Genomic DNA, 23,565 nt, shown 5'->3' on the forward strand with positions numbered 1-23,565 from the left:
GGGCGCCCCGGGCGGGGTGGGGTCAGGCGGGCCGGGGGACGATGCTCACGGCGCGGTAGGCGTAGCCGTCCTGTTCGAAGCCGGGGGCTTCCCAGGTGAGGTCCACACGCTGTCCCGGGGACAGGGTGCGGAAGCCGGTCGCCTGGATGTCGGAGAAGTGGCCGAAGCAGCCGCCGGGGGTCTCGGGGGAGTCGAGCACGCCCCAGCCTTCTTCGTCGCGCCATTCGCGGACGGTCGCGGTCACCATGAGGCATTCCTTAACACGCGCATTCGACGGTCATCGCCCGCTGCCGTTCGTCGAGGCAGGCCAGGACGATCGGAGGCAGCCGGTACCGGTCGGAACCATACCGTTCGACGAGGTGGATCTGGGCGAGTTCGTCCAGGAGCGGTTCCGCGGCCCGTTCCGTGACGCCCAGGACGGCTGCCGCGTCCGCGGGGTGCGTCGGGATACCGGCGCCTGGTGGAGGCGGGCCGCCGCCTCGGTCACGCCGCGTGGCGACCAGGACATGACCGCGGCCAGATCCGTGCTGTCCTCGCCGACCGAACAGGTGGGACGGCTCACACTCGCCGCGGATCTCGGCCATCAGTCGCGCCAGGGCCGTCCGGGGGCGCGGTGCCGCTCGTTCGGCGAGGATGCGCAGCGCGAGCGGGAGGCCGCCGCAGAACGCGGCGAGTTCGCACAGCGAGTCCGGCGTGGTGCGGTACCCGGGCAGCAGGGCGTGCAGCAGGGCGACGGCCCGCTGGGGGCCGAGCGGTGCAGGGTCCCGGCGGAACCCTGCCCCCGCAGCGTGCCCACCGTCCGCCGCGACCAGATGGCAACTGCCGGTCAGGCCGTGGGCCAGGCTGTCCAGCGCGTCCGTACCGGACGTGGCTTTCAAGGCGCCGCGCACCGACTCCTCGGTCGGACGACAGCCCGATGGCCGCGGCCCGGACGCCGCCCCGCTGGGCCGTCACCCGTTGGGCCGCGGGGAGCCGGGCGGGCAGCAGAGGGCGGCCTGACACATGACGAGACCTCCTGGCCTCACCGCGGTCCCACTGGTCGCGGTGGCCGATGACTGCATCGTGGGGGTCGGCCGTGGTACTGCCGTGGCGCTCGTGTGGCACATCCGTGCCATGCCTTTGACCTGGTGTCCGATGCCGGTGCTCGGTGCCTGGCGCCTCGCCGGGTGTGCCCGGTGCCTGGCGCCTCGGCGGCTGTGGGTGACGCCGTATTGCCGGGGGTGCGTGGTGGCTGCGGTGCCGTCAGCCGGAGCAGGAGAGTTCGGTTCTCAGCGGCGCCGAGGAGGCTAATATCGCCTGAGCCTCGTCGGGGAGGGCACGGTGGCGGGCGCATCCGATGAGCATTCGACTGCGAAGTTGTTGGCCCTGCTCGGCGGGATCGCATCCGTCCTGTCGATCCTGGCCTGGCTGGGCGTCAGCAACGCGGCGGAGCTGAAAGACCTGCTGGCCGATGCACCTCCTGCCAGTGCCAGTGCCAGCCCCACCCTGAACGTGCCTCCGTCGACCGTCCACGCCCCCGGCGGCTCCGGCACCGGTGGGGGCAGCACTCACACGTCCGGCGCCGAGCCGTCGACCCCCGCTCCGGACCTCACCGAAAAGGCGTTCAAAGCCATCTCGGCCGGTGACTGCCTGGCGGTCTACGACACGGGCCACGGGGGCAGTGCCACCATCGACTGGAGCGTCGATGCCCCGCCGGACCCGGTGTCCTGCGCCGCCGCGCAGGCACAGGTCAAAGTGACCGCCACGGATACGGCCTGCCCTATCGGCCAGAACAAGTCGTACTGGAGCCACCGGTCCGCCACCACCGGCAACACCACGAAGCTCTGCCTCACCCGGATCTACCACTACGGCCACTGCCTGCTCGGCCGGCAGGCCGGCGATGCGATCACCTTCGGCTTCATGGCAGCCGTGGACTGCCGACGCAAGACGGTCCCTGCCCCGTACAACCAGATCATGCACATCACGGGCGTCTACCGCGCCCCGGCGGGCGCCAACGCGAACAACTGCCTCCGTGCGGCGGGGGATCGGACGCGCTACTGGGCGGTCCTGGTGGACGACGGCGCCGTGTTGCTGTGCACCACCATCTACCAGGGCGGCTGACCGGCTACTCGTCTCCGCGCCGCACGCTTCGCGCGGCGGTCCTGGTGCCGGACCCCCGGGCGTTCATCCGCGGTGGTGGACCCGACTGATCACCATGTCCGCCGGCCACCGACCGAGTTCCACTAGAGCCAACTGGCCCTCATGCTGGTTACCGCGTCCGCGTCGACATCGGTTGTGGGCCGGGCGAGCTCGCCGGCCCATACCCGCTCCAGCACGCGGCGGACGGTATCCACGATCTCAGGGGCCGCTGTACGAAGACTGTCCGCATCCGCCGCCGAGATCTCGTCCGGAGAGATGCCGGCCTCACGCAGAAGGCCGGGAATGTCGGTCAGCTTGCTGCTCAACCACGCCAACGGATCGTCGGACAACTCCTTGACGAACGTCCGCGGGCCGGGTTCCCAGCCGACGATGTTGGGGTGGTGGTGCGTCCGGTCGAAGGTGTTCGGGGCGGCGGCCGCGTCCTGGAGGAGATCGACCCGCCACAGCGGGCGGCCGATCGTGATCGGGCGCGCCGCGTAAATGGAACCGGTCAACTCGCCGCTTTCGAAGACTCGCATTTCCAGCCGCACCCCGCGCTCGGGGGTCTCCTGCCCCTGCAACGGCTTCGGGTCGAGGAAGTAGAGGTCGCTCACCACGACGCCGACCCGCTCAAAGGCGAATGCGTACAGCACGCCAACCCCCAAGGGCTACTCGTGAGACAGGCGAGTCCTGTCGGGCCGAGCGTACGGAAGTCCGCCCCCCTCCACCACGACCCGGAATCGGCCAAGCGGTGCGAACATCCCGAGGCGGGGGGCGCGGAGATCACCTTCGGTACGGGCGGGGGCGCCCCCCGGCAGGATTCGGACCTGCGACACCCGCTTTAGGAGAGCGGTGCTCAGGAGGGGCGGGCCATCGCCTTGACGAAGGCGCGTTCCACGTCGGCGGCGGACAGCACTCCGTAGATCTCGCCGGAGTCCTCCACGACGAGGTACTCCGTGGCGGGAGTGGCCCTCAGGGTGTCGAGCAGCTCCTCCCCCGCCAGCTCGGCGGAGATCCGCATGCCTTCGGTGATGTCCTGGGCGAGGCCGCTGACCGCGACCCAGGGGCGGCGGTGCTGGGGCACGGAGACGATGGCCGCCTCACGGACGACCGCCATCGGGTCGCCGTCGGCATCGACGATCACGAGGGCGCGGGCACCCGCGTCGTTGGCCCGGCGCAGCGCTTCGGAGAGCGGGGTGTGGGACTCGACCGGGACGGCTCGGCGGGTCAGGGTGCGGGCGCGGAGTTCGGGCAGGTGTTCGCGCAGGCGGGCCATGCGCAGGCTGTTTCCGGCGCCGGTCCAGATGATCGCGGCGAGGATGGCGGCGAGCAGGGCGTCGGTGACGGTGGTCATGCCGCCGATGTCCTGGGGCTCGCCGCCGAGGGCGCCGGACTGGTTGAGGAGCGGCAGTCCGATCAGTACGGAGATGGCGAGCGCGCGGCCGACCCAGGCGGCGGCGACGGTTCCGCTCATGGGCTTGCCGGTGATCTTCCAGACGACGGCGCGCAGCATGCGGCCGCCGTCCAGGGGCAGGCCGGGCAGGAGGTTGAAGGCGGCGACGATGAGGTTGGAGATCATCAGGCCGGCGAGCAGGACGCCGGGGACGGTGCCGGGCTCGACGACGCGCATGCCGGCGTAGAAGACGCCGGCGAGCACGAGGGAGAGGAGCGGGCCGACGAAGGCGAGGACGAACTCGCGGCCGGGGGTCTCCGTCTCCTTCTCGATCTCGGAGACTCCGCCGAAGAACTGGAGCTGGATGCGGCGCACCGGCAGCTTGAAGCGGAGGGCCGCGATGGTGTGGGCCAGTTCGTGGACGAGTACGGAGGCGTAGAAGGCGACGGCGAAGAAGAGGGATACGAGGTAGCGGGCGCCGCCCAGCTCGGGCAGGACTCGGTCGAGCTGGCCGCCGAAGACCCAGGTGATGAGGGCGGCGACGAGGAACCAGCTGGGCGCGACGTAGACGGGCACGCCGAAGGGCCTGCCCATGAGCAGCCCGCCGCCGGGGTTCTTCCGTCCCGTGGGCGGCGTCGGCCCGCCCCCCTTGCCGTCGGCACGGCCGCCGCCGTCGAAGGCGGGCTGGGGGCGGCGGGGGGTACCGGGGTCGCCGGGACGCGGGTCGGAGGGCCGCTCGGGGGCCGTCCGGGCGTCGTCGCTGGGGGCGGACTGGGAGGTGGGGTGCGGCTCGGGGGTGTGAGGAGCGGTGTCCTGGCCGTCGCGCGGGGGCTTCGTCATGGCGACGGTCGGCCGCGCGGGCGGCTGCTGCTGCGGGGCATCGGCGGCGGAGGCCTCATCGAGCGTGGGCACCCGGCGCTGGTCGGCGGCACGCGCCTCATCCCCCGACGGCTTCGGCGCCGGGGCGGCGGGCCGCTGCCCGGCACCCGAAGCCGAGCCCGCACCATCTGCCACCTCGCCGGGCGCCTCGTCGAGCGTCGGCACCCGCCGCTGCTCAGCGGCACGCGCCTCATCCCCCGACGGCTTCGGCGCCCGGGCGGCGGGCCGCTGCCCGACACCCGAAGCCGAGCCCGCACCATCTGCCACCTCGCCGGACGCCTCGTCGAGCGTCGGCACCCGCCGCTGCTCAGCGGCACGCGCCTCATCCCCCGACGGCTTCGGCGCCCGAGCGGCGGGCCGCTGCCCGGCGCCCGAAGCCGAGCCCGTGCCGCCCGCCGCTTCGCCGGGCGCCTCGTCGACCGCAGGCGTCGGAGTGGTTCGCCGGGGGTCCGGGCCGGGGGTGGGTTCCGGGGTGGCCGTTGGTTCGGGCTTGGCGTTGGTTTCTGCGGGCTTCGTCACAGGGGCGGGGGGCTCCGGTCGGGGGTTCGGGGCCGGGGCGGCGGGGGTGTCCGCCGGGCGCGGTGGGGGCTGCGGGGTGTTGTCCGGGCGCGTCGGCTCGGCGGAGCCGTCCGTCCCGCTCGGCCTCAGCCCCTCGGCGCCGTCGGACTGCGGCCTGCCGCTCTCGCCGCTCTCGTCCACGATGTCCCCTCGTTCGAAGCGTCCCTCGCCCGGTATGGCGCGATTACCCGCACGATCATGCAGGGCGAGAGGGTCTGTCGTCGATGGTATGCGGCCGTTGTCAGTGGCGGGTCGTAGGGTCTGTCCTCATGGAAACCAGCACCGACGGTGCCGCGGCGGCCGTGCGCCCGGCATCTTTGTCGCCCTCGCGCGCGGGCGACTTCATGCAGTGCCCCTTGCTCTACCGGTTCCGGGTGATCGACAAGCTGCCCGAGAAGCCGAGCGAGGCCGCCACGAGAGGCACGCTGGTGCACGCCGTCCTGGAGCGGCTCTTCGACGCCCCCGCGAGCGAGCGCACGGCGCCGCGCGCCAAGTCGCTCATCCCCGGCCAGTGGGACCGGCTGCGCGAGGCGAAGCCCGAGCTGACCGAGCTGTTCGCCGACGATCCGCAGGGCGAGCGCATGGCGCGCTGGCTGGCGGACGCGGAGAAGCTCGTCGAGCGCTGGTTCACCCTGGAGGACCCGACCCGCCTGGAGCCGGCCGAGCGCGAGCTGTTCGTGCAGGCCGAGCTGGCCTCGGGCCTGAAGCTGCGCGGCATCATCGACCGCGTCGACGTCGCCCCTTCGGGGGACGTCCGCATCGTCGACTACAAGACGGGCAAGGCCCCGCGTCCGGAGTACGCGGAGGGCGCGCTCTTCCAGATGAAGTTCTACGCCCTGGTGGTCTGGCGGCTGAAGGGCGTCGTCCCGCGCCGCCTCCAGCTGGTGTATCTGGGCAGCGGTGACGTGATCACGTACGACCCGGTCGTGGCGGACCTGGAGCGGGTGGAGCGGAAGCTGCTCGCGCTCTGGGAGGCGATCGAGCGGGCCACGGTGACGGGCGAGTGGCGGCCCCGGCCGACCAAGTTGTGCGGTTGGTGCGACCATCAGGCGGTCTGTCCCGAGTTCGGGGGGACTCCCCCGCCGTATCCGCTTCCTCTCAGGGCGCCGGAGTCCGCCGAGGGCGAGCAGGGCAGAATGGGCCCGGGCTAGCTAAGGAGAGTTACGTGGCGATCCGCGTCCTACTGGTCGACGACCAGCCGCTGTTGCGCACCGGGTTCCGGATGATTCTGGAGGCCGAGCAGGACATCGCGGTCGTCGGCGAGGCCGGAGACGGCCTCCAGGCTCTCGACCAAGTGCGGGCGCTCCAGCCCGATGTGGTGCTCATGGACATCCGCATGCCGCGGATGGACGGCGTCGAGGCGACGCGGCAGATCACCGGCCCCGGCCGCGACGGCCCGGCCAAGGTCCTGGTGCTGACCACCTTCGACCTGGACGAGTACGTGGTGGAGGCGCTGCGCGCCGGCGCCAGCGGCTTCCTCCTCAAGGACGCCCCGGCGAACGAACTGGTGCAGGCGATCCGCGTGGTCGCCGGTGGCGAGGCGATGCTCGCGCCGAGCATCACGCGCCGTCTGCTCGACAAGTACTCCGCGCACCTGCCGTCCGGCGAGGAGCCGGTGCCGGACACCCTGCACACGCTCACCGACCGTGAGGTGGAGGTCCTGAAGCTGGTGGCCCGCGGGCTGTCGAACGCGGAGATCGCCGCGGACCTCTTCGTGAGCGAGACGACCGTGAAGACCCATGTCGGGCACGTGCTCACGAAGTTGGGCCTGCGCGACCGGGTGCAGGCCGCCGTGTACGCGTACGAGAGCGGGCTGGTGCGTCCCGGCGCGCAGTGACCCGCTCACACGACGCACGGCGCACGAGAACGAGGCACGACGAACGACGACGGTGGCCGTCCCCGGGAGGGGGCGGCCACCGTCGTCTGCACGGTCGGCGCGGTCAGGCGCCATCGGGCGGGCTCAGCCCTTGCTGATCTCCCAGAAGCGGAAGACCGTCGACGCGTCCAGGCACGACTCCAGGCCGTAGACGCTGTCCTGGACGACCGCGTACTGCTTGGCCTGCCAGACCGGCAGGACCGGCACCTGCTCGGCCACGATGTCCTGCAGCTCGGAGTACTGCTTGTCGGTCTTGGTGCGGTCGCTCTCGGTCGCCGTGCCGGGGATGATCTTCCCGGTGATCCGGCTGTTCTCGAAGTGGTTGCCGAGGACGTTGCCCTTGCCGAAGAAGGGCTGCGTGAAGTTGTCCGGGTCCGGGTAGTCCGGCACCCAGCCCTTGACGTAGACGCCGTACTTGCCGGCGGCGATGTCCTTCTCGTACTGCTCGAACTCCACGGACTTCACGTCGGCGTCGAAGAGGCCGGAGGCGTTGAGCTGCTTGGCGATGGCCGTCAGCTCCTGGTCCGTGGCCGGGCCGTAACGCGTCGGGGTCGACCAGAGGGTCAGCTTGACCTTGCCGTCGATGCCGTCGGCGCGCAGGGCGGAGGCGGCCTTCGCGCGCTGCGGGCGGGCGCCGTAGGTGTCGAAGAACGCGGTGTTGTGGCCGCCGATGCCCGCCGGGACGATCGAGTACAGCGGCGTGGCCGTGTTCTGGTAGACCTCCTGGACGAGGGCTTCCCGGTCCAGGAGGTAGGCCATGGCCTTGCGCACGCCGAGCTTGCCCGCGACCGGGTCCTTCATGTTGAAGACCAGGTGCTGCACCTCGGCGCTGCTGCCCTCGACGATGTCGACGGCCTGGCCGGCCTCGGAGGTGTCCTGCTCGATGTCCGCGATGTCGGCGGCGGCGAGACCTCGGTAGGCCACGTCGATCTCGTGGTCCAGGAGCGCCTTCTTCAGGCCCTTCTGGTCGCCGTGGAAGAACTTGAGCGCGACGCCCTCGTTCTTGACCTTGGCGGTGCCCTTGTAGGAGGAGTTGACGGAGAAGGTCGCCTGCTCCTTGTCGAACGAGTCGAGCTTGTAGGGGCCGGAGCCGATCGCCTTGCCGTCCTTGCGCAGCCCGTTCATGTCGTACTCGCGGTGGTCCACGATCGAACCGGCGCCCGAGGCGATCTTGCTGGGGAAGGTCGCGTCGGGGTACTTGAGCCGGAAGACGACGGTCTTGGCGTTCGGGGCCGAGACGCTGTCGAGCATCGGGAACATGATCGCCGGGCCCGCGTCGTCCTTGATCTTGCGTATGCGGTCGAAGGAGAACTTGACGTCCTTCGAGGTGAGGTCGTTGCCGTTGCTGAACTTCAGCCCGTCACGCAGCTCACACTTGAAGACCTTCGCCTCCGTGTCCGTGAAGCCGCAGCTCTTGGCGGCCTCCGGCTGCGGCTCCGTGGCGCCCTTGGGGAAGCTCAGGAGGGACTGGAAGACGTTGTTGAACAGGAGCCACGACCCGGGGTCGTAGCCGGATGCCGGGTCGGTGGCGAGGACGTCGTCGGACATCCCCATCACGACCGCGTCACCCGTGTCCCCGGCCCCGCCCGACTCCGTTCCGCAGCCGGTCAGCAGGGCGGCGGCGAGCCCTCCCGTGAGGGGGAGGACCAGCCACTGGTTACGACTTTTCACGTACGTGCCTTAGTTGTCGAGGTCGTTCGGTGGAACCTGTGGGGGAGGCTGCGAGGTGGGGGGTCAGCCGCTCACGCCGCGGCCGAGTTCCCACAGCTGGAGGTTGGAAGAGGAGTTGAGGGCCCACTGCACGCCCGTGATGTCGTCGCGGGCGGCGATGTACTGCTTGCCCTGCCACAGCGGGAGCACCGGGACGTCCTCGGCCACGATGTCCTGGATCTTGCGGATGCTCTTGGAGGCGGTCAGCCGGTCGGCCTCACGGCGCGAGGTGGGGATCAGCTGGTCGTTGATGTCGCGGTTGACGTACGGCGAGCCGAGGAAGTTGTCCTTGTCGAGGAAGGGCGCGAGGAAGTTGTCGGCGTCCGGGAAGTCGGGGAACCAGCCCATGCCGTACACGTCGTACTTGCCGTCGCGCTCGGCCGCGCGGAACGTGCTCCACGGCGTGCCCTTGATCGAGACGTCGAAGAGACCGGAGTCGTTCAGCTGCTTCTTCAGCAGCTCGAACTCCTTCTTCGTGCCCGGCCCGTAGTGGTCGGTGGTGTAGTGGAGCGTCAGCTTCACCGGCGTGGAGATGTTCGCCTTGTTGAGCAGCGAGCGGGCCTTGGCCGGGCTCGGGTCGCCGTACTTGTTGAAGAACGAGTTGGCGTGGCCCGTGACGCTGGAGGGCACCAGGGAGAACAGCGGGTCGGCCGTCGAGCCGTACACCGAGGAGGCCAGGGCGCCGCGGTCGACGATCTGCGCGATCGCCTGGCGCACGGCCTTGTTCTTGACTGTGGGTGCCTGGGTGTTGAAGGCGAGGTAGCGGATCTCCAGACCCTGCATCTCGACCAGGTCGATCTTCTTGTCCGAGGAGCCGTCCAGCTCCCTGACCTGCTGCGGCGACATGGTGCGCGTCATCAGGTCGATGTCGCCGTCCTCGAGGGCCTTGCCCATGGACGCGGTGTCGGCGAAGTTGCGCAGCTCCACCTTGTCGCTCTGCGGCGTGAACTGGCCCTTGTACTTGGGGTTCTTGGTGAAGACCGTCTTGACCAGGCGGTCCTCCTCGACCTCCTGCTCCGCGGTGTAGGGGCCGGAGCCGGAGATCTCGAAGCCCTCGCGCAGCTTGTTCTTGCTGTAGTGGTCCTTGCTGATGATGCCCGCGGTGGGCGTGGCCAGCTTGAACGGGAACGTCGCGTCGGGAGTCTTGAGGTGGAAGACGACCCCGCGGTCACCCTGGGTCTCGATCTCTTCGACGTTCGCCACCAGACCGTCGGAACCGCTGGGGTCCTTGATCTTGATGTCGCGTACGCGTTCGATGGAGAACTTCACGTCGGCGGCCGTGAGCGGCTTGCCGTCGGAGAACGTCAGGCCCTTGCGCAGGGTGCAGGCGTAGCGCTCGTTGCCCGTGTCGGTGAAGCGGCAGCTCTCGGCGGCTTCGGGCTGCGGGTCGCCGCCGCCGCGCGGCATGGCCATCAGCGTCTGGACGGTCTGCCGCAGCAGGTTCCACGAGCCGGCGTCGTAGGCGTACGCCGGGTCGAAGGGGGCCGGGACCTCTTTGGAGATGGCGAACGCGTCCGTGGTGCCGACGGTGATCGCGTCGTCGCCGTCTCCGCTGCCCGAACCGCCGCATGCGGCGAGAGCGGGGGCGAGCAGACCGATGACGGCCGGCAGCACCAAAGTCTTGCGGTTCATGCTCGACGTTCTCCAGAGCTCTTGGGTCCCGTGAATCCCGCAACGCGGGGTGTGGGTTGACGGAGGCACGGGGGGTGGGGCGATGTTCTCGCGACGACATTAGTCCGCACCACTTGGCCCGTTGCCCGGGGTGGGAGCCGAGCCCCCATCACACAGTGAAACGGGGCGTGGACGCACCGATAACCCGACACCGGAAGGTTTCGTGCACGCTCCCACCAAATCGGGACCAAAGGTCACAGCCCCAGGGGCCCCAAAAGGGGTCTCTGCACACACCGGGCCCGCTGTCGACCCCCGCCGGAGTGGGAAACGTCACACTCCGGACCGGCTCGCGGGCGGAGCTGTCACAGGGTCATGAGCCCTTGCAGGAAAGGAAGGTTGACGTGTTCGAGGGAGGGGACGACGGTGCGCCCCGGGGCCGGCGGGATGGGCGCGACCGACGGCACGGCGACCACCCGGCAGCCGGCGGCCTCCGCGGCGGCGACGCCCGTGGCGGTGTCCTCGATGACGGCGCAGCGGGCGGGCTCGGCACCGATGCCCGCCGCCGCCAGGAGGTAGGGGTCCGGGTGGGGCTTGGTGCGGGGCACCTCGTCGCCCGCGACGGTGAGTTCGAAGTGGTGGGCGCCGATCGAGTCGAGGACGCGGTCGATGATGCGCCGGTGCGAGGCGGAGACCAGCGCCATCGGCACGTCGTGCGCGGCGAGTTCGGCCAGCAGGTTCGCGGCGCCCGGCATCAGCGGCAGGGAACGGGAGATGCGCTCCTCGAAGCCGTCGTTGAGCAGCACGGTCAGCTCGTCGAGGGTGATGTCGGCACCCGTGGAGTCGATGAGGAAGCCGGCGCTGCGGGTCATCGGGCCGCCGACGACGACATCGCGCCAGGCCTCGTCGAGGGTGTGGCCGAGGCGGGCGAAGACCTCGACCTCGGCGTCCCACCAGAAGCCCTCGGTGTCGACGAGCGTGCCGTCCATGTCGAGCAGGACGCCCTGGAGCGTGGCCTCCTCGACGCGCGGGGCCGAGGGCTGGGCGGCGGGGCCGAGGGAGCGGAGAGGGGTGCCGAACGCCGGAACCGTACTGGTCATGCGACCACACCTTCCATGAGGGACGAGAAGGCCGGCTGCCCGCTGGTGACAACGGGCAACCGGCCTGCACTGGACCGACCAGTGTACGACCGAGGTCGGATCAGCGCGCGTTGAAGTACTTCGCCTCCGGGTGGTGGATGACGATCGCGTCCGTGGACTGCTCGGGGTGGAGCTGGAACTCCTCGGAGAGGTGGACCCCGATCCGCTCCGGCTGCAGGAGGTCGGCGATCTTGGCGCGGTCCTCCAGGTCGGGGCAGGCGCCGTAGCCGAGCGAGAAGCGGGCGCCGCGGTACTTCAGGTCGAACATGTCCGCGACGTCGGTGGGGTCCTCGCCGGCGAAGCCGAGTTCGGCGCGGACCCGGGCGTGCCAGTACTCGGCGAGTGCCTCGGCCAACTGGACGGACAGGCCGTGCAGTTCGAGGTAGTCGCGGTAGGAGTCGGCGGCGAACAGCTCGGCGGTGGCCTCACCGATCCTCGAGCCGACGGTGACGACCTGGAGGCCGACGACGTCGGTCTCGCCGGACTCCTCGGGGCGGAAGAAGTCCGCGAGGCACAGGCGGCGGCCGCGTCGCTGGCGCGGGAAGGTGAAGCGGGTGCGCTCCGAGCCGTCGTCGTTGAGGATGATGAGGTCGTCGCCCTTGGACACGCACGGGAAGTAGCCGTGCACGACGGCCGCCTCCAGCAGGTTCTTGGTGTGCAGCTCGTCCAGCCAGCCGCGCAGCCGCGGGCGGCCCTCGGTCTCGACGAGTTCCTCGTACGAGGGTCCGTCGCCGGTGCGGGCCTGCTTGAGGCCCCACTGGCCCTTGAAGAGTGCGCCTTCGTCGAGCCAGGAGGCGTACTCCTTGAGCTGGATGCCCTTGACGACGCGGGTGCCCCAGAACGGTGGGGTGGGCACGGGGTTGTCGGTGGCGACGTCCGAACGGGCGGGTCCCTCCACCTCGTCGGCCGCCAGGACCGCGGCGGTGGCCTTGGTGGGGACGCGGCGCTGCTTCAGCTCGGGCAGGGCCGCGCCGGGCACACCGCGCTTGACGGCGATGAGGGCGTCCATCAGGCGCAGGCCCTCGAAGGCGTCGCGGGCGTAGCGGACCTCGCCCTCGTAGATCTCGTGCAGGTCCTGCTCGACGTAGGCCCGGGTGAGGGCGGCGCCGCCGAGGATCACCGGGTAGTCGGCGGACATGCCGCGCTGGTTCAGCTCCTCCAGGTTCTCCTTCATGATCACGGTGGACTTGACGAGGAGGCCGGACATGCCGATGACGTCGGCCTTGTGTTCCTCGGCGGCGTCGAGGATCGCGGCGACGGGCTGCTTGATGCCGAGGTTGACGACGTTGTAGCCGTTGTTGGAGAGGATGATGTCGACGAGGTTCTTGCCGATGTCGTGCACGTCGCCGCGGACGGTGGCCAGCACGATGGTGCCCTTGCCCTCCTCGCCCTCGACCTTCTCCATGTGCGGCTCCAGGTAGGCGACCGCGGTCTTCATGACCTCGGCGGACTGGAGCACGAACGGCAGCTGCATCTGGCCGGAGCCGAACAGCTCGCCGACGACCTTCATGCCCTCCAGGAGGGTGTTGTTGACGATGTCGAGGGCGGGCGTGTCCGTCAGGGCCTCGTCGAGGTCGGCCTCCAGGCCGTTCTTCTCGCCGTCGATGATGCGGCGCTTGAGGCGCTCGTCCAGCGGCAGGGCGAGGAGTTCCTCGGCCTTGCCGGCCTTCATGGACTTGGTGGAGACGCCCTCGAACAGCTCCATGAGCTTCTGGAGGGGGTCGTAGCCCTCGGCGCGGCGGTCGTAGATGAGGTCGAGCGCGGTGGTGACCTGCTCGTCGTCGAAGCGGGCGATCGGCAGGATCTTGGAGGCGTGCACGATCGCGGAGTCCAGGCCCGCCTTGACGCACTCGTCGAGGAAGACGGAGTTCAGCAGGACGCGGGCGGCCGGGTTGAGGCCGAAGGAGATGTTGGACAGGCCGAGCGTGGTCTGTACGTCCGGGTGGCGCCGCTTCAGCTCGCGGATGGCCTCGATGGTGTGGACGCCGTCCTTGCGGGACTCCTCCTGGCCGGTGCAGATGGTGAAGGTCAGGGTGTCGATGAGGATGTCGGACTCGTGGATGCCCCAGTTGCCGGTCAGGTCCTCGATGAGCCGCTCGGCGACGGCGACCTTGTGCTCGACGGTGCGGGCCTGGCCCTCCTCGTCGATGGTGAGCGCGATCAGGGCGGCGCCGTGCTCCTTGGCGAGGGCGGTGACCTTCGCGAAGCGGGACTCGGGGCCGTCGCCGTCCTCGTAGTTGACGGAGTTGATGACCGCGCGCCCGCCGAGCTTCTCCAGGCCCGCCTGGATGACGGGGAGTTCGGTGGAGTCCAGGACGATGGGCAGGGTGGAGGCGGTGGCGAAGCGGCCGGCCAGTTCAGCCATGTCGGCGACGCCGTCGCGGCCCACGTAGTCGACGCAGAGGTCGAGCATGTGCGCGCCCTCGCGGATCTGGTCGCGGGCCATCTCCACGCAGTCGTCCCAGCGGCCTTCCAGCATGGCCTCGCGGAACTTCTTGGAGCCGTTGGCGTTCGTGCGCTCGCCGATCGCCATGTACGCGGTGTCCTGGCGGAACGGCACCGTCTGGTACAGCGACGCGGCGCCCGGCTCGGGCTGCGGGTCGCGGGCCGGGGTCTGCATGCCGCGGACGCGCTCGACGACCTGGCGCAGGTGCTCGGGGGTGGTGCCGCAGCAGCCGCCGACCAGGGAGAGGCCGTACTCGCGTACGAAGGTCTCCTGGGCGTCGGCCAGCTCGGGCGCCGTCAGCGGGTAGTGGGCGCCGTCCTTGCCGAGGACGGGCAGGCCCGCGTTGGGCATGCAGGAGATCGGGACGCGCGAGTGGCGGGCCAGATAGCGCAGGTGCTCGCTCATCTCGGCGGGGCCGGTGGCGCAGTTCAGGCCGATCATGTCGATGCCGAGCGGCTCCAGGGCCGTCAGGGCGGCGCCGATCTCTGAGCCGAGCAGCATGGTGCCGGTGGTCTCGACGGTGACCGAGCAGATCACCGGGAGGTTCGCGCCGGTGGCGTCCAGGGCGCGGCGGGCGCCGAGGATGGCGGCCTTGGTCTGCAGGAGGTCCTGGGTGGTCTCCACCAGGAGGGCGTCGGCGCCGCCGGCGATCATGCCTTCGGCGTTCTGCTGGTAGGCGTCGCGCAGGGCGGTGTACGGGGCGTGGCCGAGGGTGGGGAGCTTGGTGCCGGGGCCCATGGAGCCGAGGACCCAGCGCTGCTGCCCGGTCTTGGCCGTGTACTCGTCGGCGGCCTCGCGGGCGATGCGGGCGCCGGCCTCGGAGAGTTCGAAGACGCGCTCGGGGATGTCGTACTCGCCGAGGGCGGCGAGGTTGGCGCCGAACGTGTTGGTCTCCACGCAGTCGACGCCGACCGCGAAGTACTCCTCGTGCACGGAGCGCACGATGTCGGGGCGGGTGACGTTGAGGACTTCGTTGCAGCCCTCGAGGTTCTGGAAGTCCTCCAGAGTCGGGTCCTGTGCCTGGAGCATCGTGCCCATCGCGCCGTCGGCCACGACCACGCGGGTGGCGAGGGCCTCACGGAGGGCGTCGGCCCGCGCCCCGCTCTCGGGCGAAACGGGCGTGGACTGCGCGGACGGGGTCGGCGACGAGGCCATGAAAGAACTCCCTGGAGTGCGACGGCTGTCGGCTTTGCGCCTTCTGTGGGGAGGGCGCACTCGGTCAGGGTAGCCGGGACCAAGGTCCCGTGGGGAAGACGTCCACGGGGCGGACGGCGGTGGACAGGGGCGGAGGCGCGCCCCGGAGCTGGCTCGAACAGGTGCTTGACACGGGAAAGCGGAGCAACACGGGCTGTCCGGGCATTAGCGGGAGGTCGACAACGACCGATAGTGTTCAGCATTGTCGAACGTCAAGGGTGCGAGGGTACGGAGGTCGGGGCTGCGATGGCACGCAACATCCAGTCGCTCGAAAGGGCCGCGGCGATGCTGCGGCTGCTCGCGGGCGGCGAGCGACGGCTCGGCCTCTCCGAGATCGCCTCGGCGCTCGACCTGGCCAAGGGTACGGCCCACGGCATCCTGCGCACCCTGCAGGCGGAGGGCTTCGTCGAGCAGGACCCCGCGTCGGGCCGCTATCAGCTGGGCGCCGAACTGCTGCGCCTCGGCAACAGCTACCTGGACGTGCACGAGCTGCGGGCCCGCGCCCTGGTGTGGACCGACGACCTGGCCCGCTCCAGCGGCGAGAGCGTGCACCTGGGGGTGCTGCACCAGCAGGGCGTGCTGATCGTCCACCACGTCTTCCGGCCCGACGACAGCCGCCAGGTGCTGGAGGTCGGGGCCATGCAGCCGCTGCACTCCACGGCCCTCGGCAAGGTCCTCTCGGCCTACGACCCGGTCGCGCACAACGAAGCCGTCGAGGTCGAGCGCGAGGCCTTCACCGTGCGCACCGTGACCGACCCGGAGGGCTTCGAGGGCATCCTCGACCTCACGCGCGCGCGGGGGTACGCGGCGGACATCGAGGAGACCTGGGAGGGCATCGCGTCCGTCGCGGCGCCCATCCACGACCGGCGCCGCATGCCGGTGGGCGCGGTCGGCGTCACCGGCGCCGTGGAGCGCGTCTGCAAGGACGGGGAGCTGCGCCCCGAGCTGATCGCCGCCGTACGGGACTGCGCGCGCGCCGTCTCCCGGGATCTCGGCGCCGGACGCTTCTGAGCCGCCTCAGGGGCGCCCCCGGACCCTTTGTCCCGCCCCGGCGAGCCGCCGCCGAGCTGCGGAATCATCGATAACGCGAAACGATCAATAACGATCGTGTTTTCAATAACAGAACTCTTGACGAGCGAGTAACCCCAGAGCGAGACTCGCGTCCATCGGTCGGCATTGTCGAACACCTACCGGCATTACGCGTTAGAGTGTGACAAGGCCAAGGGCCGGCAACGACCTCACCTGAGGTCGCGGACCACCGGAGGGACCCGGGGTTCGCCTTCCCCTGGACGAAGGACAAAGGAGTCGCGGGTGTCCAGCTCCGACATCTTCATCGGCGAGACCATCGGTACCGCCGTGCTCATCCTGCTGGGTGGCGGCGTGTGCGCCGCCGTCACGCTCAAGCGCTCGAAGGCCAAGGACGCCGGCTGGCTCGCCATCACCTTCGGGTGGGGCTTCGCCGTACTGACGGCCGCCTATCTCGCGGGTGGCGTCTCCGGCGCCCACCTCAACCCGGCGGTCACGCTCGGCCTCGCCATCGAGGGCGGCACCAAGTGGAGCAACGTTCCGCTCTACCTGGCCTCGCAGCTCCTCGGCGCCATGATCGGTGCCGTCCTGGTGTGGGTCACGTACATGGGCCAGTTCAAGGCCCACCTGACCGACCCCGAGGTCCTCGCCGCGCAGCCCGCGGAAGAGGGCATGGTCGACCAGAAGGCCGCCCCCGCCGCCGGCCCGGTGCTCGGCATCTTCTCCACCGGCCCCGAGATCCGGAACTACCTCCAGAACGTGGTCACGGAGATCATCGCCACGGTCGTCCTGGTCCTCGCCATCCTCACGCAGGGCCTGAACGACGGCGGCAACGGCCTCGGTGTCCTCGGCGCCCTGATCACCGCGCTCGTCGTGGTCGGCATCGGCCTCTCGCTCGGCGGCCCCACGGGCTACGCCATCAACCCCGTCCGTGACCTCGGTCCCCGCATCGTCCACGCCGTGCTCCCGCTGCCGAACAAGGGCAGCTCGGACTGGTCGTACGCCTGGGTGCCGATCGTCGGCCCGCTGATCGGCGGCGCCATCGCCGGCGGTCTCTACAACGTCGCCTTCAAGTAGGCGTTCAAGTGGAACCGCGACAGCGACCGATGACCGCTTAAGACGGATGACCACCGCTTAGGACGGATGACCGCCGCAGACGCCCGAGAGCCGTCAGCAAAGAACTTCTGGAGCACACCGTGACCGACGCACACACCGCAGGCCCCTTCATCGCGGCCATCGACCAGGGCACCACCTCGAGCCGCTGCATCGTCTTCGACAAGGACGGCCGGATCGTCTCCGTCGACCAGAAGGAGCACGAGCAGATCTTCCCGAAGCCGGCCTGGGTCGAGCACGACGCCACCGAGATCTGGAACAACGTTCAGGAGGTCGTCGCCGGGGCCGTCGCCAAGGCCGGGATCACCCGCGACGACATCAAGGCGATCGGCATCACCAACCAGCGTGAGACCACGCTGCTGTGGGACAAGAACACCGGCGAGCCGGTGCACAACGCCATCGTCTGGCAGGACACCCGCACCGACGCGCTCTGCCGTGAGCTGGCGCGCAACGTCGGCAAGGACCGCTTCCGCCGCGAGACCGGCCTGCCGCTGGCCTCCTACTTCGCGGGGCCCAAGGCCCGCTGGCTGCTCGACAACGTCGAGGGCCTGCGGGAGCGCGCCGAGGCGGGCGACATCCTCTTCGGCACCATGGACTCCTGGGTCATCTGGAACCTCACCGGCGGGGTGAACGGCGGCAAGCACGTCACCGACGTCACCAACGCCTCCCGCACCATGCTGATGAACCTCCACAAGATGGAGTGGGACGAGCGCATCTGCGAGTCCATCGGCGTCCCGAAGCAGATGCTGCCGGAGATCCGCTCCTCCGCCGAGGTCTACGGCGAGGTCACCGGCGGACAGCTCGGCGACCTGCTCGGCGGCATCCCCGTCGCCTCCGCGCTCGGCGACCAGCAGGCGGCCCTGTTCGGCCAGACCTGTTTCGCCGAGGGCGAGGCGAAGTCCACGTACGGCACCGGCACCTTCATGCTGATGAACACCGGTGACAAGGCCATCAACTCCTACTCCGGGCTGCTGACCACCGTCGGCTACCAGATCGGCGACCAGAAGCCGGTCTACGCCCTGGAGGGCTCCATCGCGGTCACCGGTTCGCTGGTGCAGTGGATGCGTGACCAGATGGGCCTGATCAACTCCGCCGCCGAGATCGAGACGCTCGCGTCGTCGGTCGAGGACAACGGCGGCGCCTACTTCGTACCGGCCTTCTCCGGCCTGTTCGCCCCGTACTGGCGCTCCGACGCCCGCGGTGTGATCGCCGGTCTGACCCGGTACGTCACCAAGGCGCACATCGCGCGCGCCGTCCTGGAGGCCACGGCCTGGCAGACCCGTGAGATCACCGACGCCATGACGAAGGACTCCGGCGTCGAGCTCGCGGCCCTGAAGGTCGACGGCGGCATGACCTCCAACAACCTGCTGATGCAGACCCTCTCGGACTTCCTCGACGCGCCCGTGGTGCGTCCGATGGTGGCCGAGACGACCTGCCTCGGCGCCGCCTACGCCGCCGGTCTCGCCGTCGGCTTCTGGTCCTCGACCGACGAACTGCGCGCCAACTGGCGGCGGGCCGCCGAATGGACCCCGAACATGGACGCGGGCACCCGCGACCGTGAGTACAAGAGCTGGCTCAAGGCCGTGGAACGGTCGATGGGCTGGCTCGATGAGAGTGGCGAGGAGTAAGACAATGACCACCCTGCAGAGCGTCCCTGCCCTCGGGACGCATCCGGCTGCCGGCCTCAACCCGAGCCGCGCCGAGACCCGGGAGCAGCTTTCCAAGGCGACGTACGACCTCCTGGTGATCGGCGGCGGAATCCTGGGCATCTCCACCGCCTGGCATGCCGCGCAGTCGGGACTGCGGGTGGCCCTGGTGGACGCCGGTGACTTCGCCGGCGCCACCTCCTCCGCCTCCTCCAAGCTGCTCCACGGCGGTCTGCGCTACCTGCAGACCGGCGCGGTGAAGCTGGTGGCGGAGAACCACTTCGAGCGTCGCGCGGTCTCCCGTCAGGTCGCCCCCCACCTGGCGAACCCGCTCACCTTCTACCTGCCGGTCTACAAGGGCGGCCCGCACGGCGCCGCCAAGCTGGGCGCGGGCGTCTTCGCGTACAGCGCGCTGTCCGCCTTCGGTGACGGCGTGGGCCACCTGCTGTCGCCCTCCAAGGCCGCGCAGGACGTGCCGGAGCTGCGTACCGACAACCTGAAGGCCGTCGCGGTCTACGGCGACGACCAGATGAACGACGCCCGCATGGCCCTGATGACGGTCCGCGCGGCCGTCGAGGCCGGTGCCGCCGTCCTCAACCACGCCGAGGTCACCGGCCTGCGCTTCACCCGGGGCCGGGTCACGGGCGCGGAGTTGAAGGACCGCATGAGCGGCGATGAGTTCGGCGTGAACGCGCGGCTCGTGCTGAACGCCACCGGCCCGTGGATCGACCACCTGCGCAAGATGGAGAACCCGGACGCGGCGCCCTCCATCCGCCTCTCCAAGGGCGCGCACCTGGTCCTCAAGCGCACCGCCCCCTGGAAGGCGGCGCTGGCGACCCCGATCGACAAGTACCGCATCACCTTCGCCCTCCCCTGGGAGGACATGCTGCTGCTCGGCACCACGGACGAGGAGTTCGAGGGCGACCCGGCGGACGTGAAGGTGACCGAGGCCGACACCGCCCAGATCCTGGACGAGGCCGCGTTCTCCATCCGCGACCAGCAGCTGTCGCGCGACCTGATCACGTACTCCTTCGCGGGTCTGCGGGTGCTGCCGGGCGGTCCCGGTGACACCTCGAAGGCCAAGCGCGAGACGGTCGTCACCGAGGGCCGGGGCGGCATGCTCTCGGTCGCGGGCGGCAAGTGGACCACCTTCCGCCACATCGGCCGTACGGTGATGAAGAAGCTGGAGTCGCTGCCCGGGCACCCGCTCGGCGACGACTACGAGCCGATCTCCGAGCTGCCGAAGAAGCTGCCGCTGCCGGGCATCGCCAACCCGCGTGCCGTCGCCCACCGCCTGCTGGTGGACGGTCCGGCACCCGGCCCGCGCATGGCCGCCGACACCGCCAAGCACCTGGCGACGCACTACGGCTCGCTCTCCTTCGACATCGCCCGCCTGGCCAACGAGAACCCGGAGCTGGCCGAGCGCGTCCACCCCGACGCCCCGGAGATCTGGGCGCAGGTCGTCTACGCCCGGGACAACGAGTGGGCCGAGACGGCGGACGACGTGCTGCGCCGCCGCACGACCCTGACGATCCGCGGCCTGGCCACGGACGAGGTGCGGGGCAAGGTCGAGGACCTGCTGGGCAAGAAGGCCTGACGGTCCATCGGCAGTACGTAGTCACGTAGTAAGGGGCGGCCTCCCTGGAGGCCGCCCCTTACGCGTCCACGCACTGGGACACCCTGTGGCGAGCCGGGGCCGGGAGCTACCATCCCGGGAACACCCGTCCGACCTGCCCTGGAGTGACTCATGACTCTCCTGACGACCTGGCCGGAGGCCGGGCCCGACACCGTCGTCCGCCGCACCTCGGACCCGGCCGAGATCGCCGCCGCCCTCGCACCGATAGGCGTGCGGTTCGAACAGTGGCCGGTGCGCGAGGACGTCCCGGCCGACGCCGACAGCGACACCGTCTTCGCCGCGTACCGCACGGAGATCGACAAGCTCAACGCCGAAGAGGGCTTCCGGACCGTCGACGTGGTGGCGCTGCACCCCGACGGGTCTCCTGAGTGGCCCGCGAAGGCGGCCGGCGCCCGCCAGAAGTTCCTGGCCGAGCACACGCACGACGACGATGACGAGGTCCGCTTCTTCGTCGCGGGCGCGGGCATCTTCTACCTCCACGTGAACGGCGAAGTGCACGCCGTGTACTGCGAGAAGGGCGACCTGCTCGGTGTGCCGCGCGGCACCACGCACTGGTTCGACATGGGCACCTCCCCCGCCTTCACCGCGATCCGCTTCTTCCACGAGGAGGACGGCTGGATCGGGAACTTCACGGGCAGCCCGATCGCGGACCGCTTCCCCGACTTCGACGAGATCCACGCGGCATACGCGGGTGCTGCGGGGTCCGCGGCGTGAGTCTCCGGTTCGACGTGGACGCCGTGGTGCTCGACATCGAGGGCACCACGAGCGCCACCGGGTTCGTGGTGGACGTCCTGTACCCGTACGCGCGTGAGCGGTTCGGGGAGTTGCTGGCCGCGCGGGGCGCGGAGCCCGAGGTGGCGCGGGCCGTCGACCAGGTGCGGGCCGAGATCTGTGAGCCCGGTGCCGACGCGGCGCGGGTGGAGAAGGTGCTCGGCGAGTGGATCGACGAGGACCGCAAGGCCACGCCCCTCAAGACGCTCCAGGGCATCCTCTGGGCGGAGGGCTTCGCACGCGGCGAGCTGGTCTCGCACTTCTACCCCGACGTCATCGAGGTCCTGCGGCGCTGGCACGCGGACGGCGTCCGGCTGTACGTCTACTCGTCGGGCTCGGTGGCGGCGCAGCGGGCGTGGTTCGCACACTCGCCCGAAGGCGATCTGCTGGGGCTCGTCAGCGGGCTGTACGACACCGTGAACGCGGGGCCCAAGCTGGAGCCGGGCTCCTACCGGGCCATCGCCGCGGACACCGGCGACGCCGCCGGACGCCTGCTCTTCCTCTCCGACCGGCCCGGCGAGCTGGACGCGGCGCGGGCCGCGGGCTGGCGGACGGCCGGTGTGCGCCGGGCCGGGGAGCCGTACGCCGACGCCGAGTTCGGTGACCACGCCCAGGTCTCCGGGTTCTCCGAGATCACCCTTCGCGCGAGGAGCAGTTCATGACCGAGACCACCCCTGCCGCCGCCCTGGACGTGGAGGAGGCCGGAGCCGTACTGGCCGCGGAGGCCGCGCGGTTCGCGTCGTTCGGCTGGATGCGGGGCACGTCCGGGAACCTGTCCCTGGTGCTCTCCCGGGAGCCGCTGCGGCTCGCGGTCACGGCGAGCGGCCGGGACAAGGGCGAACTCACGTCGGCGGACGTGGTGGTGACGGATGGTCAGGGTGCCGCGGTCGGTCCGGGCCGCCCCTCGGCGGAGGCGGCCCTGCACGCGCGGGTGGTGCGGCTCACCGGCGCGGGCGCCGTGGTGCACGTCCATACGGTGGCGTCGGTGGTCATGGGGCAGCGCTCCCCCGCCGGCATCCCCTTCGAGGGTTTGGAGATGCTGAAGGGGCTCGGGCATCCGACGCACGAGGTGTCCGTGACCTTGCCGGTGATCGCCAACAGCCAGGACATGACCGAGCTGGGCGACCGGCTGGAGGCCGCCCTCCAGCCGGGGATGCCGGCGGTGGTCGTGGCCGGGCACGGCATCTACGTCTGGGGCGCGGACCCCCGCGAGGCGCGGCACCGGGCCGAGGTCGTGGAGTGGCTGCTTGAGCTGGAGCTGGCGCGGCGCTGAGGACAGGGCGGAGGAAGCGCTGAGTTCTGGGCGGGGCAGGTTCGGGCGGGGAAGGTGCGGGCGCTACTGCAAGCGGGCGCCCGGCAGCTCCCCCGCCGCCACCTCCAGCACGCCCCGCTCCGTGACCAGCGCCGTCACCAGCGAGCCCGGGGTCACGTCGAAGGCGGGGTTGTGGCCGCGCGAGGCCGCCGGGGCGGTGCGGACGCCGGACCACTCCAGCACCTCGTCCTCGCCGCGCAGTTCGATGGGGATGTCGGCGCCCGAGGCCGTGCCGAGGTCCACCGTCGTGGTGGGCGCCGCCACCACGAACGGGATGCCCGCGTGCGCGCACGCCAGGGCGATGGCGACGGTGCCGACCTTGTTGGCGGTGTCGCCGTTGGCCGCGATGCGGTCCGCCCCGACGATCGCCGCGTCGACCTCGCCCCGCAGGATCGTGCCCGCCGCGGCGCCGTCGGCCTGGACGTAGTGCGGGATGCCCTCCTGGACGAGTTCCCAGGCGGTCAGGCGCGCGCCCTGGAGCAGGGGGCGCGTCTCGTCGGCGTAGACCGCCTCGATGCGGCCCCTGGCGTGGAGTTCACGGATGACGCCGAGGGCGGTGCCCCAGCCGGCCGTGGCGAGGGCGCCGGTGTTGCAGTGGGTGAGGACGCGCAGGGGGCGGTCCGCGCCGGGGGCGGCGCGCTTGAGGAGCCAGTCCGCGCCGTACGCGCCCATCGCGTGGTTGGCTTCCAGGTCCTCGCGTACGACGGCGTCGGCCTCCGCGAGGACCGCGGCGATGCCCTCGTCGACGCGCGCCGCCACGCGGTCCACGCACACCATGAGGTTCACGGCGGTGGGCCTGGCCGCGCGGACGCGAGCGATCTCGGCGTCCAGCCGGGCCCGGTCCCAGCCCTCGCGCTCCCCCTGGACCATGGCGAGCGCCACTCCGTACCCGCCCGCCGCGCCGATCGCGGGGGCGCCGCGGACGACGAGGCGCACGATCGCGTCGATCAGCGCGTCGACCGTCGTGACGTCGAGCCGTTCCAGCGTGTGCGGGAGGGACGTCTGGTCGATGAGGGACACGGCCGGGGCGCCGTCCCCCGCGGCGGCCGTCCAGGTCACGGCGCGCAGTTCCTGGCTGTTCATGGGCTCAACTCCGAACGAATAGGGCGTTTTTGGCCATGGGAGGAGGGGTGCCGTCAC

The 23,565-nt window shown here is 70.8% G+C and carries 19 protein-coding genes and 1 tRNA gene; 10 read left to right on the plus strand and 10 right to left on the minus strand.

All coding sequences use genetic code 11. The features are described from left to right. Positions 1 to 22 precede the first annotated feature (22 nt). Together J2N69_RS06350 and J2N69_RS06355 are read right to left on the minus strand one after the other, a co-directional pair. Positions 23 to 247, minus strand: coding sequence for a cold-shock protein (locus tag J2N69_RS06350; protein ID WP_230899857.1), 225 nt, complete (start codon positions 245 to 247; stop codon positions 23 to 25). Positions 248 to 257: 10 nt separating this feature from the next. After that, on the minus strand, positions 258 to 890 hold the full coding sequence (locus J2N69_RS06355) for a hypothetical protein (RefSeq protein WP_230899858.1): 633 nt from the start codon (positions 888 to 890) through the stop codon (positions 258 to 260). Between the two features lie 430 nt (positions 891 to 1,320). Here J2N69_RS06355 and J2N69_RS06360 point away from each other — a divergent pair, with 430 nt between their 5' ends. After that, positions 1,321 to 2,100, plus strand: coding sequence for an LppU/SCO3897 family protein (locus J2N69_RS06360; protein WP_230899859.1), 780 nt, complete (start codon positions 1,321 to 1,323; stop codon positions 2,098 to 2,100). A 122-nt stretch (positions 2,101 to 2,222) separates the two neighbouring features. Here the strand turns inward: J2N69_RS06360 and J2N69_RS06365 are convergent, their stop codons facing one another. The 3 genes from J2N69_RS06365 to J2N69_RS06375 all read right to left on the minus strand — a co-directional run bounded on the left by J2N69_RS06365 (position 2,223) and on the right by J2N69_RS06375 (position 4,657). Further along, entirely contained in the window at positions 2,223 to 2,771 is a 549-nt protein-coding gene (locus J2N69_RS06365) for a hypothetical protein (protein ID WP_230899860.1), read from the minus strand. A gap of 152 nt (positions 2,772 to 2,923) precedes the next feature. Then, positions 2,924 to 3,007 (minus strand) — tRNA-Ser (locus tag J2N69_RS06370). Further along, entirely contained in the window at positions 2,975 to 4,657 is a 1,683-nt protein-coding gene (locus J2N69_RS06375) for a site-2 protease family protein (RefSeq protein ID WP_408056877.1), read from the minus strand. Before J2N69_RS06375 ends, J2N69_RS06370 begins: the two co-directional genes overlap by 33 nt. 560 nt (positions 4,658 to 5,217) lie before the next feature. On the opposite strand from J2N69_RS06375, the gene J2N69_RS06380 reads away from it, so the two are divergent. After that, positions 5,218 to 6,099, plus strand: a complete 882-nt coding sequence (locus J2N69_RS06380) for a RecB family exonuclease (RefSeq protein WP_230899861.1) — start codon at positions 5,218 to 5,220, stop codon at positions 6,097 to 6,099. Between the two features lie 14 nt (positions 6,100 to 6,113). Beyond that, entirely contained in the window at positions 6,114 to 6,785 is a 672-nt protein-coding gene (locus J2N69_RS06385; RefSeq protein ID WP_127912309.1) for a response regulator, read from the plus strand. A gap of 123 nt (positions 6,786 to 6,908) precedes the next feature. On the opposite strand, the gene J2N69_RS06390 is transcribed toward J2N69_RS06385, so the two are convergent. The 4 genes from J2N69_RS06390 to metH all read right to left on the minus strand — a co-directional run bounded on the left by J2N69_RS06390 (position 6,909) and on the right by metH (position 14,882). Next, positions 6,909 to 8,495, minus strand: coding sequence for an ABC transporter substrate-binding protein (locus J2N69_RS06390; RefSeq protein WP_230899862.1), 1,587 nt, complete (start codon positions 8,493 to 8,495; stop codon positions 6,909 to 6,911). A 63-nt stretch (positions 8,496 to 8,558) separates the two neighbouring features. Next, positions 8,559 to 10,166 carry an ABC transporter substrate-binding protein gene (locus tag J2N69_RS06395; protein ID WP_230899863.1) on the minus strand — a complete coding sequence of 536 codons (1,608 nt, stop codon included), beginning with the start codon at positions 10,164 to 10,166 and terminating at the stop codon, positions 8,559 to 8,561. A 341-nt stretch (positions 10,167 to 10,507) separates the two neighbouring features. Continuing rightward, entirely contained in the window at positions 10,508 to 11,242 is a 735-nt protein-coding gene (locus J2N69_RS06400; protein WP_230899864.1) for an HAD family hydrolase, read from the minus strand. A gap of 100 nt (positions 11,243 to 11,342) precedes the next feature. After that, entirely contained in the window at positions 11,343 to 14,882 is a 3,540-nt protein-coding gene (gene metH, locus J2N69_RS06405; RefSeq protein ID WP_230899865.1) for a methionine synthase, read from the minus strand. A gap of 285 nt (positions 14,883 to 15,167) precedes the next feature. Here metH and J2N69_RS06410 point away from each other — a divergent pair, with 285 nt between their 5' ends. The 7 genes from J2N69_RS06410 (at position 15,168) to mtnB (ending at position 22,386) form a co-directional block, all read left to right on the plus strand. Beyond that, positions 15,168 to 15,932: an IclR family transcriptional regulator gene (locus J2N69_RS06410; protein WP_230899866.1), complete on the plus strand. Its 765-nt coding sequence runs from the start codon at positions 15,168 to 15,170 to the stop codon at positions 15,930 to 15,932. Positions 15,933 to 16,232: 300 nt separating this feature from the next. After that, positions 16,233 to 17,024: an MIP/aquaporin family protein gene (locus tag J2N69_RS06415; RefSeq protein WP_230899867.1), complete on the plus strand. Its 792-nt coding sequence runs from the start codon at positions 16,233 to 16,235 to the stop codon at positions 17,022 to 17,024. Positions 17,025 to 17,143: 119 nt separating this feature from the next. Then, the gene (gene glpK, locus J2N69_RS06420; RefSeq protein ID WP_127912313.1) at positions 17,144 to 18,688 is read left to right on the plus strand and encodes a glycerol kinase GlpK; all 1,545 of its coding nucleotides are present in this window, start codon (positions 17,144 to 17,146) and stop codon (positions 18,686 to 18,688) included. Between the two features lie 4 nt (positions 18,689 to 18,692). Next, positions 18,693 to 20,303 carry a glycerol-3-phosphate dehydrogenase/oxidase gene (locus J2N69_RS06425; protein WP_230899868.1) on the plus strand — a complete coding sequence of 537 codons (1,611 nt, stop codon included), beginning with the start codon at positions 18,693 to 18,695 and terminating at the stop codon, positions 20,301 to 20,303. 150 nt (positions 20,304 to 20,453) lie between these two features. Then, positions 20,454 to 21,056 carry a 1,2-dihydroxy-3-keto-5-methylthiopentene dioxygenase gene (locus J2N69_RS06430; RefSeq protein ID WP_230899869.1) on the plus strand — a complete coding sequence of 201 codons (603 nt, stop codon included), beginning with the start codon at positions 20,454 to 20,456 and terminating at the stop codon, positions 21,054 to 21,056. Further along, on the plus strand, positions 21,053 to 21,775 hold the full coding sequence (mtnC, locus tag J2N69_RS06435; RefSeq protein WP_230899870.1) for an acireductone synthase: 723 nt from the start codon (positions 21,053 to 21,055) through the stop codon (positions 21,773 to 21,775). Before J2N69_RS06430 ends, mtnC begins: the two co-directional genes overlap by 4 nt. Further along, positions 21,772 to 22,386, plus strand: a complete 615-nt coding sequence (gene mtnB, locus J2N69_RS06440) for a methylthioribulose 1-phosphate dehydratase (RefSeq protein WP_230899871.1) — start codon at positions 21,772 to 21,774, stop codon at positions 22,384 to 22,386. The genes mtnC and mtnB overlap by 4 nt, the downstream gene beginning before the upstream one ends. A 63-nt stretch (positions 22,387 to 22,449) precedes the next feature. Here the strand turns inward: mtnB and mtnA are convergent, their stop codons facing one another. Further along, on the minus strand, positions 22,450 to 23,508 hold the full coding sequence (gene mtnA, locus J2N69_RS06445; RefSeq protein ID WP_230899872.1) for an S-methyl-5-thioribose-1-phosphate isomerase: 1,059 nt from the start codon (positions 23,506 to 23,508) through the stop codon (positions 22,450 to 22,452). Positions 23,509 to 23,565: the final 57 nt, after the last annotated feature.

It is taken from the genome of Streptomyces huasconensis (assembly GCF_021028635.1).
Lineage (GTDB): Bacteria > Actinomycetota > Actinomycetes > Streptomycetales > Streptomycetaceae > Streptomyces > Streptomyces huasconensis.